Here is a 245-nt window from a genome sequence, read left to right on the forward strand (position 1 = left end):
ATCCAACGCATACCATGCTTTTCTTTTGCATCTGCGAATACACGCTCAATCGTCTCTTTGCGTTTCGCATATATAGGTTTTACCTCTTGATGATGACGCAGATGATCTGCTTCTTCCACATATGCTTGCCAGATATGCCGTGTCTCTACTTTTTGATGGTCTTTGCTTTCCGTACACCGTGATAAAAATGAGCATGTTGCACAAATTTGTTTGGGCGATTTGTACTCGCGATAGCCCTCTTTATT

At 42.0% G+C, this 245-nt stretch carries 1 protein-coding gene; it reads right to left on the reverse strand.

The window, feature by feature from the left end:
• Nucleotides 1–245, reverse strand: a 245-nt coding sequence (locus tag AS888_RS01080) for a transposase (RefSeq protein WP_185113004.1), incomplete at both ends; no start/stop codon positions are given.

The organism is Peribacillus simplex, assembly GCF_001542915.1.
In the GTDB taxonomy this organism is placed as follows: domain Bacteria; phylum Bacillota; class Bacilli; order Bacillales; family DSM-1321; genus Peribacillus; species Peribacillus simplex_B.